Consider the following 8,690-nt stretch of genomic DNA (forward strand, 5'->3'; position numbering starts at 1 on the left):
TTTTTTCCTATCCCCGGGGGGGGGGGGGGGGGGGGGTGGTTCTGCGTGTCGGCGTGGCGGGGGCGGGGGGGGGGGGGCTGCGGGGGGGGGGGGGGGCCCCCGCCCCCCCCCCCCCCCCACGCCCATGGGCGCTTCGGCCGCCATCCGCTGCCGGTATGCGTCGACCGGAGCGCAACGGATTGCCGGTGGAGCTGATCCACGGTCAAGCGCGCCGCACGCCGTGTCCGGGAAGCCGGGACCGTCCCGACAGGCAAGCTGAAGCTCCTCATCCGGGACGGTGTGAACCAGCTGCGACCTTCCAGGCCGCCTCGATCATCCGGAAGATCTCATCCACCGCGGCGTCCGGATCGGCCGCCTCACGGGCCAGTGAATGGGCGTCGATCACGAACCTCGCGATCGTCCGGCAGGCCGTTGTGGTCTGTGACAGGCCGGGATCGGCGGCGATGGCCGTTGCCAGCGACTCTGCATGGCGCAGCCTCATCGATTCCTCGTACTCCCGCAGGGCAGGTGATGCGTCGATCATGCGCCAGATCGGGGCGGCGCTGTCCGCCGTGCAATGTCGCACCAGGGCCTGGATCTCGCGGCGCAGCGCGGAGATGAGCGGCTCGTGCGGCGCCCGGCCGGTGACCGCCGCTGCGAGGCGTTGCTCGAAGTTTTCGTCCTGCTCGAACACCAGAGCCTCTTTCGAGGCGAAGTGGGAGAAGAGCGTGGTGACGGCCACGTCGGCCTCAGCGGCCACGTCACGGATGCCCACTGCGTCGTACCCGCGTTCCAGGAAGAGCCGCAGGGCGGTGTCAGCGATCTTCTGGCGGGTCGCGGCCTTTTTGCGCTCGCGGCGTCCGGACGGCACGGTCATGCCCTGACGCTATCAGATGCAAAGTCGGAACAGTTTCAAAACACTAACCGTTAGTGCTACGGTCGGCCGCATGAAGAAAATGAGCTTCGCCGAGTTCGGCGGTCCGGACGTTCTGCAACTCATAGACGCCGAGGAGCCCCACGCGGGCCCCGGTCAGGTACGCATCGCCGTGCGGGCGGCGGGCGTGAACCCCGTCGACTGGAGGATCCGTGAAGGCCAGATCCTGAAGGCCCATCCGATCGCGTTGCCCGCAGGAGTCGGGCTGGACGCCTCCGGGGTGGTGGATGAGGTCGGCGAGGGCGTCGAAGGGGTCGAGACCGGCGACCACGTGTTCGGCGAAGGGGCGAGCACCTATGCCGAGTTCGCCGTGCTGTCGGCCTGGGCCCGTATGCCCGAGGGCCTGACGTTCGAAGAGGCGGCCGGGTACCCCTCCGTGGTGGAGACCGCGCTGCGCATCATCCGCGAGGTCGGTGTGCAGTCCGGGCAGACGCTGCTGGTCAGCGGTGCGTCCGGGGGAGTCGGATCGGCGGTGCTGCAGATCGCCCGCGACCGCGGCATCACGGTGATCGGCACGGCCGGGGCCGCGAACCAGGACTATCTGCGTAGCCTGGGTGCCGTCGCCACGATGTACGGCGAGGGCTGGGTCGAGCGGGTGCGGCAGCTCGGCCATGTCGACGCAGCGCTCGATCTGGCCGGCTCGGGCGTGATCCGCGAACTCGTCGAGCTGACCGGGGATCCGCAGAAGGTGATCTCCATCGCCGATCTCGGTGCGCCGGAGTTCGGTGTCCGATTCTCCGGCGTGGCCGGGAGCGTGCCGGAAGCGCTCGCCGAGGCCGCCGGCCTCATCTCGCGGGGAAGGCTCCACATCCCGGTCGAGAAGTCGTACCCGCTCGCCGAGGCCGCGGCGGCGCACATCGACAGCCAAGCCGGTCACGCGCGCGGGCGCCGGGTCGTGGTCGTCTGAGCCGTCTCCTGCGCAGTGGCCGCCCGGCAAGCTGAATTCCCTGGCGGTGGTGAACGTGCTTCTTGTCGCCGAGTCCGCCGGGCAGGGATGGCTGCAGGTCCTCGAGCTGGTGCTCGCGGCATGCGGTGCGCGCAATGACTGACGTGGTGGGGCTGCCCGGCTGATCAGGCTGCCGGCCGGCAGCCCACCAGACGCCCCACTGCGACAGTCGGGAAGTCGCCTCATCACCTACGGGACAGCCCTTAGGACGTGCCGTGGAAGGTGCCCGGGTGGAGGTTCAGCTCGACGGTGAAGCCGGCGGCGAGCAAATGCATCGCGTGCCCGGCGCCCTCATTACGTAGCGCTTCGAAGTGCATCACTTCCGACGTCAGCCGACGGGAGGGAACTCCCGGTTGCGGGCGTCGATGGCTTCCCACGTCGCCGGGATGACCCTGGTTCTTGTTTCGGGTACGCCGCCTTGTGCGGACTCCACGAGCGGCCGCATCGCTTCCTCGTACCGCGCGAAGGCCTCTTCGAGTTGCATGTCGCTCTTGGCGCATTCGGCTGCGAGGATGTCCGCGCCGATCATGGCGAGTGCTGTTCCCCGGCCGGAGAAGAACGACGGGGCGAAGGCGGCGTCGCCCAGGAGCACAACGCGGCCTTTGGACCAGCGGTCCATGTGGATCTGGCCGGCCGAGTCGAAGTAGAAGTCCTCTGAGGCGGCGAGGATGTCCAGGATTTCCTGCGTGCGCCAGCCGGTGACGTGGGCGTATTTCTTCAGCACACTCTTTCGCTGCGCCTCGGTGTCGCGGTAGTCGTAGTCGATCTCGGGTGAGAGGAAGTTAAGTCCGCCGAACCCGCGGTCGCGGTAGCCGGAGGCCAGGACGGACAGGCCGGGCTCGTTGTACAGGTAGGCCTCCGTGTCCGCGAGGAACCCGGGCGGGAGGGAGAAGATCATGTAGTAGACGCCCAGATGGCGCCGGTAGTCCTTCTCGGGCCCGAAGACGAGACGGCGGGTGTTGGAGTGGATGCCGTCGGCTCCGATGACGAGTTCATAGCTGCCGGTGCCGCCGCTGGCGAAGGTGACGTCGACGCGCTCGCCGGTGTCGTTCAGGTCGCGGATGGAGTCTTCGTAGATGATCTTCACGTTCGGTCCGAGCGCCCCGTGCAGAGCGTCGATGAGGTCGGTGCGGAAGACTTCCAGGTCGTCAACGCGGTCGCGGGGCATGTCGTCGGGCACGGCACCGACGACTTCGCCGTCGGCGTCGACGAAGTGCGCGAAGGCGCTGCGGTCGAGTTGGCCGGTTTCGCAGGCGGTGAGCAGGCCGCGGATGCCCATGTCCTCGGCGACGTCGAGTGCCGCGCCGCGTACGTCGATGGGTGCTCCTTGACGGCGCAGGGCGCGCGCGCGTTCTACCACCGTGACATCGGCGCCCCGGGCGCCGAACCGCTGGGCCGCCGCAAGGCCCGCGATGCTGCTTCCACTGATCAGTATCGACATGGGCAGATTCCTTTCGATTCGCTGTCTGGAGGAAATGTGGTGATGCGTTCAGAGCCCGACACGTCTTCGGTGTCAGACCGGAGCTCGGCGGTGGCTTGCGTCAGATCCCCGTGGCAATCGGACAGAGGGCGAGCTGCCGACGTGTTCCCGGCGCGCTCTCGATGGCGTGCATCCTTCTCGTGCCGGAGCGAGGCGCGGCGGGAACACCGGTCTCCTACATAGACGCGAGCCGTGTGGCGGCAAGCCGGGGTCCGATCAGATCGCGGACCGGCCTCCGTCGGCGGCGACGAACGCCCCGGTGGTGAAGCCGGCCCGGTCGCTCGCCAGAAAGACGACGACCTCGGCGACCTCGGCCGGGTCGGCTACGCGGGCCATCGGCACCGTCTCACCGTATCCGCCGACGTCCTGACCGAGTGATGCGACTGCCTTCGCCGAGCGCATCGGCCCCGGTGAGACGGCGTTGACGCGGACGTTCCCGGCGGCGAACTCTGCGGCCCAGGCCCGTGTCAGGGATTCCAGCGCGGCCTTGGTCGCGCCGTAGACGGCCATGGCGGGCATGCCGATGCCGGCGGCGGTGGAGGAGATGTTGACGATGCTGCCGCCTCCGTTCGCGGCCATCCGCGGCGCCAGGGCGGTGGTGAGCGCGAACGGTGCTCTCCGCGCCACCGCGTGCCCCAGCCCGCCGAGTGCCCCGGCCCCGGTCACCAGCGCGTTCCTTTTCGTTAAATTCATGTGCGTGGCCTTTGCCGGGTCAGCGGGTGGCGGCGGCCGCGTTGCGGATCCAGCTGCGGAATTCGATCGACAGGTGCTCGCAGTGGCCCTCGATCATGGAGTCCGGGGCGGCCGACGGGTAGATCACGCGTACCACCACGTTCGCGCCGGTGTCAGTGTCGCGGGCCTGGTGCAGGCAGTAGGCGAAGGGGGTGTCGTCGTCCAGGCTGAGCAGGGCGATCATCAGGGTCACGGGGTAGGAGGCGTCGAGGAAGGCGGCGACGGCGTCGGGCAGTTCGCGCGCCACCGAGACCTTGAACCGGCACAGGCGGCCGTCGATCGTCTCCACCATGCCGCCGGTGTAGGTGGGCGGTTCCACGTAGTGCTCGGGGTGGGCGTTGACGAGCAGGGACTTGTCCTGGAAGCGCCCGGTGCCGGCCTGCGCGGCAAACCAGTTGGCCATGGCGGTGCCGCTGAGGCCGCGGATGGTGAACTCGGTGCGTGACTCGCGGTAGGCGCCGCCGGAGGCCGCGACGAGTTCCTTGTAGTACCGGTCGCCGGCGTCGATCTGCTCGGCGAGGAGGTCCATCATCACCTGGCCGCCGGCCACGCTCTTGAGGTTCCTCAGGGCCCGGCGTGCGGCCTTGAGCTCCCACTGGTCGACCTGGGTCTCGTCGACGGTGCGGCCCATGGTGTGCACATCTATCGTCACCGGGGTGGTCTGCTGTACATCGTTGCGGGCGTTCATGGTGTTCTTCCTCTGGTGAGGGGTGCGCGGCTGCCGTGCCGGAGCGTCGGCGACGCGCCGGGAGCACAGGAAGCGCCGTACCGCTTGCTGCGCGCCTGGCATCAAAAATAAGATGCACTCATGAATCTTGCAAGCCCGGAACCCAGACCCCGCCGCCGGCGCGGCGCAGAACTGCAGGCCGCCCTCCTCGACGCCGCCTGGGAAGAACTCATGGAACGCGGCTACGCGGGCCTCTCCTTCGCCGCGGTCGCAGACCGCGCCGGCACCAGCCGCCCGGTCGTCAACCGCCACTGGCCGACCAAGGACCTCCTCGTCCGCGACGCCATCGGCCGCGTCAGCGACAGCTTCCCGCTCACCGACCCGGACACCGGGTCACTGCGCGAGGACACAGTCAGCCTGCTCGAACAGCTCAACGAGGCGTTCACCATGTTCGCCGTCGCCATGACCGCACAACTGGCCGCCTACTTCGAAGAAACGGGAACCACGCCCGCCGACCTGCGCGCATCCCTGATCGACGAGAGGTGGGCGCTGATCGAATCCGTCACCCGCCGTGCCGTCGAACGCGGAGAAATCGACGGCACAAAACTCACCCCTCGCATCAGCCGACTCCCCTACGACCTGCTCCGCCACCAGGTACTCATGGACATGAAACCGATGCCCTCCCAGGACATCCAGGAAATCGTCGACACCATCTACCTCCCCCTGATCACCTAAAGCTCAGCTCTCGCTGCCGATGGCGCACGGCCAGTCATACCTGAGAGCTACAGATCCGGTTGGCGCCTGAGCGTGACGATTTCCCGGGCCCGGAAATCTAGCCTTTCCGTCAGATGAGCGAATGACCGGAAAGGAAACGGCTGTTGATGCGAGCGCGTAAATGGGGGAGACGTGGGCTGCTGGTGGCTGTTGCCGCAGGCATCGTGCTGTCGGTCGGTGCCGCAGCCCGGTCCGCCGTCCCCGGTATCCCCTCCCCGCCCCGTCTTCCCGCGGTCCGGGCCGGCACGCTGGATGCGCGCTACGCCGTGAACCGGGCCGCCATCGCCGCGGCCGAGCGCGCCGCGAACCGGATCAGCGACCGCGACCGGGCACATCATCTGCACCAACTGGACGCTGCCGGACGGCACTTCCTGTCCTTCAGTGCGGAAGGCGACGGCCAGGCGGTGGAGGTCCTCGGTGACCTCGCCGCCGCCCGCCGGATCGCCGTACTCGTCCCGGGGTCGGACACCACGGTCGACACCTTCGACTACCTCGGCTCGCGCCGGGCCTCGCTCGGCGGCGGTGCCCGTGCGCTCCACGACGAGCTGCGCCGGGTCTCGCGTACCCCCGTGGCCGTGGTGGCCTGGTACGGCTACCGCGCGCCCCGGACGATGAGCCGGGACGTGGTGAGCACCGCACGCGCCACGGAGGGCGGCGGCCGGCTGCGGCGGCTGCTTAAAGAGCTGCGCGCCGCCAACTCCGCGGCACGGGTGACGCTCCTGTGCCACTCGTACGGCTCCGTGGTCTGCGGCAGCGCGGTCGGTGGTATGGACCGCGCGGCCGCCTCCTCCCTCGCCGGCCTCGCGGTCTTCGGCAGCCCCGGCATGGGTCTGGGCTCCGCGGCCGAACTGCCCGGCATCCCGGTGTGGGCGGGGAGGGGCGCGAGCGACTGGATCGCGGATGCCCCGCATATCAGCCTGTCCGCGTTCGGCGGGACGCTGGGCTTCGGCGCCGACCCGGTCTCCCGCTCCTTCGGCGCCACGCTGTTCGATGCCGGCACCGGCGGACACAGCGACTATCTCGCGCCCGGCAGCCTCCCGTTGCACCACCTCGCGCTGATCGCCGCGGGCCGGACGTCGGAGGTCTCCCGTGGCTGACGTACGGCTTCGCCCCCCGGTCGACCCCCTCCGCGCCCCGATACCCGGCGGCGTGCCGGCCGGCCCGAGGATCGCCGGCCGGCTGCACGCCCTGGTACTCCGGATCGACGCGGCAACCCCGGCCGACCGCGACCGCGCGATCGATGTGCTGCGGGCCCTGTCCACCGTCGGCGTCGTCCTCGGGCACTGGTTGGTGACCGCGGTGACGCTGCGCGCCGGGGGCCACCTCATGGGCGACAGCCCGCTGCGCCATACGCCCGGCCTCACGCCGGTGTCCTGGGTGCTGCAGCCCCTGGCGGTCTTCTTCTTCGTCGGCGGCCGGGTCGCGGCCCAGGGGTACGCCACCGCCGGGCCCGCACATCCGGACTACGGCCCCTGGCTGGCCCGGCGGCTACGCCGGCTGCTGCGGCCGGTGGGAACACTGCTGTTCCTGTGGATGCTGGTGGTGCTCGGCCTGGCGGCCGCCGGCGTCGCTCACGAGACGATCAGTACGCTGGCGAATCTGGTGGTCTCGCCCCTGTGGTTCCTGCTGGTGTTCCTCGTCCTGACCGCCGCCACCCCCCTCGTACGGCGGGCGCCGGGGCGGATCGCCGTCGTGGCGTGCGCCGTGGTGGCCGTGCTGGACCTGGCGCACTTCGCGAGCGGCGGCGCCGCCTGGGTCGAGACGGTCCGCAACCTGAACGTCCTCGCCGGCTGGCTGGTGCCGTACTGCCTGGGCGCGGTGTGGGCGGCCGGCGGGTTCGCCCGCCGCGGGCCCGCGGCCGCGCTGCTCGTCACCGGACTGACGGCCACCGCCGCACTGATTGTGTGGGGCGGCTACCCCGCCAGCATGGTCGGGGTCCCCGGCGCCGCCATGTCGAACCTCAACCCGCTCTCGCTGGCCGCAGTCACCTTCGGCCTGGCCCAGTGCGGCGCGGCGCTCTTGCTGTGCGCGCCGCTGCGCCGCCTGGTGGGACAGCCGCGGTCCGCCGCCCACCAGGCGCCCGGCGCCCGGCGATCGGCCACGCCCGGTCAGTTCGCCTGGGCGGTGGTGGCCCTGATGAACCTCTCGGTGATCACCATCTTCCTCTGGCACCAGACCGCGATGCTCACGACGACCACGGTCACCCTGGCGCTCACCGGCCCGCTCTTCGGCCTCCACACCGCGCCCGACACCTCGGGCTGGGTCCTGGCCCGCCTGCTGTGGGTACCGGTGTTCGTCCTGGTACTGGTGGCGCTGTGCCGGGCCTTCCAGCACGTGGAGGGCGACTCGCGCAGCGGCCGGAACAAGGCGTCCTGAGCCACTGGAGCGCGCAACCGCCCCGTATGACACCCCGCTTCATGCCCGCAGATCCGACGGAGGAAAAATGGACGCCCTGACGACCGAATACGTCAGTGCCCTGTATGTGAGGTACCAGGACTCGCTGTGCAAGGTACGAGACGCCCAGCGGCAGTTCCTGCAGGACCGCGGCACGTCGATGAAGGCCCAACTCGACGACTACGAGGCCGAGATCACCTACCTGCTGCTGCGGGAGCAGCGCCCCGACGTCGTGACGGAGATCGGCACCTTCCACGGCTGGTCGACGAGGTGGATCCTGAGCGCGCTGCGCGACAACGGCAACGGTCACCTTCACTCGTTCGACATCGTCGACAACGTCGTCCGCAACGTTCCGGCGGAACTCGCCGGGGACCGCTGGACGTTCACCAGGGGAGACGTCCGGGAGAACCTGGCGAAGATACCCGCCAGGACCGACTACCTCTTCATCGACGCCGACCACGGGGCCCGCTTCGCCCACTGGTACATCGACAACCTCTTCCCCGCCGTGCCCGCGGGAACGCCCACCAGCGTCCACGACGTCTTCCACGGCAGGCGCCCCAAGCCGTTCAGCGAGGGCTCGGTCATCGTCAAGTGGCTGGCCGGGAAGAACATCGACTTCTTCACGCCCTCCACCGCCAAGGCCCCTCAGGTGACGGCGGAACTCGCCGCCGTCAAGACGGAGCTGGGCCTGACCGATCCGGTCCGCGTCAGCGACCACAACCCGATGATCTTCTTCAACCTGCCGTAGCGGGGGTCCGGATCACCGGACGGCGGAGGGAGTACG

9 protein-coding genes are annotated in these 8,690 nt (G+C 69.7%); 5 read left to right on the top strand and 4 right to left on the bottom strand.

What is annotated here, in order from left to right; genetic code table 11:
* Window positions 1–265 precede the first annotated feature (265 nt).
* On the bottom strand, window positions 266–856 hold the full coding sequence (locus ACWGJY_RS28790; RefSeq protein WP_453263782.1) for a TetR/AcrR family transcriptional regulator: 591 nt from the start codon (window positions 854–856) through the stop codon (window positions 266–268).
* Between the two features lie 70 nt (window positions 857–926).
* Here ACWGJY_RS28790 and ACWGJY_RS28795 point away from each other — a divergent pair, with 70 nt between their 5' ends.
* Complete coding sequence (locus tag ACWGJY_RS28795; protein ID WP_453263783.1) at window positions 927–1,820, top strand: NADP-dependent oxidoreductase; 894 nt, start codon at window positions 927–929, stop codon at window positions 1,818–1,820.
* 367 nt (window positions 1,821–2,187) lie between these two features.
* Here the strand turns inward: ACWGJY_RS28795 and ACWGJY_RS28800 are convergent, their stop codons facing one another.
* From ACWGJY_RS28800 to ACWGJY_RS28810, 3 genes are all read right to left on the bottom strand, one after another.
* A complete protein-coding gene (locus tag ACWGJY_RS28800; RefSeq protein WP_453263784.1) occupies window positions 2,188–3,300 on the bottom strand; it encodes an FAD-dependent monooxygenase in 1,113 nt (370 codons plus the stop codon).
* Window positions 3,301–3,555: 255 nt separating this feature from the next.
* Window positions 3,556–4,032 carry an SDR family NAD(P)-dependent oxidoreductase gene (locus ACWGJY_RS28805; RefSeq protein ID WP_453263785.1) on the bottom strand — a complete coding sequence of 159 codons (477 nt, stop codon included), beginning with the start codon at window positions 4,030–4,032 and terminating at the stop codon, window positions 3,556–3,558.
* Between the two features lie 19 nt (window positions 4,033–4,051).
* Window positions 4,052–4,759 carry a hypothetical protein gene (locus ACWGJY_RS28810; RefSeq protein ID WP_453263786.1) on the bottom strand — a complete coding sequence of 236 codons (708 nt, stop codon included), beginning with the start codon at window positions 4,757–4,759 and terminating at the stop codon, window positions 4,052–4,054.
* 120 nt (window positions 4,760–4,879) lie between these two features.
* Here ACWGJY_RS28810 and ACWGJY_RS28815 point away from each other — a divergent pair, with 120 nt between their 5' ends.
* The 4 genes from ACWGJY_RS28815 (at window position 4,880) to ACWGJY_RS28830 (ending at window position 8,654) form a co-directional block, all read left to right on the top strand.
* Window positions 4,880–5,473, top strand: coding sequence for a TetR/AcrR family transcriptional regulator (locus ACWGJY_RS28815; protein ID WP_453263787.1), 594 nt, complete (start codon window positions 4,880–4,882; stop codon window positions 5,471–5,473).
* A 146-nt stretch (window positions 5,474–5,619) separates the two neighbouring features.
* A complete protein-coding gene (locus tag ACWGJY_RS28820) occupies window positions 5,620–6,609 on the top strand; it encodes an alpha/beta hydrolase (protein WP_453263788.1) in 990 nt (329 codons plus the stop codon).
* Window positions 6,602–7,888 carry an acyltransferase family protein gene (locus tag ACWGJY_RS28825; protein WP_453263789.1) on the top strand — a complete coding sequence of 429 codons (1,287 nt, stop codon included), beginning with the start codon at window positions 6,602–6,604 and terminating at the stop codon, window positions 7,886–7,888. The genes ACWGJY_RS28820 and ACWGJY_RS28825 overlap by 8 nt, the downstream gene beginning before the upstream one ends.
* 67 nt (window positions 7,889–7,955) lie before the next feature.
* Window positions 7,956–8,654, top strand: coding sequence for a class I SAM-dependent methyltransferase (locus ACWGJY_RS28830; protein ID WP_453263790.1), 699 nt, complete (start codon window positions 7,956–7,958; stop codon window positions 8,652–8,654).
* Window positions 8,655–8,690 lie beyond the last annotated feature (36 nt).

Source organism: Streptomyces sp. NPDC054765 (assembly GCF_053612065.1).

Bases quoted from the DNA above. Each gene is read 5' to 3' on its own strand.
- ACWGJY_RS28790 (WP_453263782.1), bottom strand. From the start codon at position 856: ATGACCGTGCCGTCCGGACGCCGCGAGCGCAAAAAGGCCGCGACCCGC.
- ACWGJY_RS28805 (WP_453263785.1), bottom strand. From the start codon at position 4,032: ATGAATTTAACGAAAAGGAACGCGCTGGTGACCGGGGCCGGGGCACTC.
- ACWGJY_RS28810 (WP_453263786.1), bottom strand. From the start codon at position 4,759: ATGAACGCCCGCAACGATGTACAGCAGACCACCCCGGTGACGATAGAT.
- ACWGJY_RS28815 (WP_453263787.1), top strand. From the start codon at position 4,880: ATGAATCTTGCAAGCCCGGAACCCAGACCCCGCCGCCGGCGCGGCGCA.
- ACWGJY_RS28820 (WP_453263788.1), top strand. From the start codon at position 5,620: ATGCGAGCGCGTAAATGGGGGAGACGTGGGCTGCTGGTGGCTGTTGCC.
- ACWGJY_RS28830 (WP_453263790.1), top strand. From the start codon at position 7,956: ATGGACGCCCTGACGACCGAATACGTCAGTGCCCTGTATGTGAGGTAC.
- ACWGJY_RS28800 (WP_453263784.1), bottom strand. From the start codon at position 3,300: ATGTCGATACTGATCAGTGGAAGCAGCATCGCGGGCCTTGCGGCGGCC.
- ACWGJY_RS28795 (WP_453263783.1), top strand. From the start codon at position 927: ATGAAGAAAATGAGCTTCGCCGAGTTCGGCGGTCCGGACGTTCTGCAA.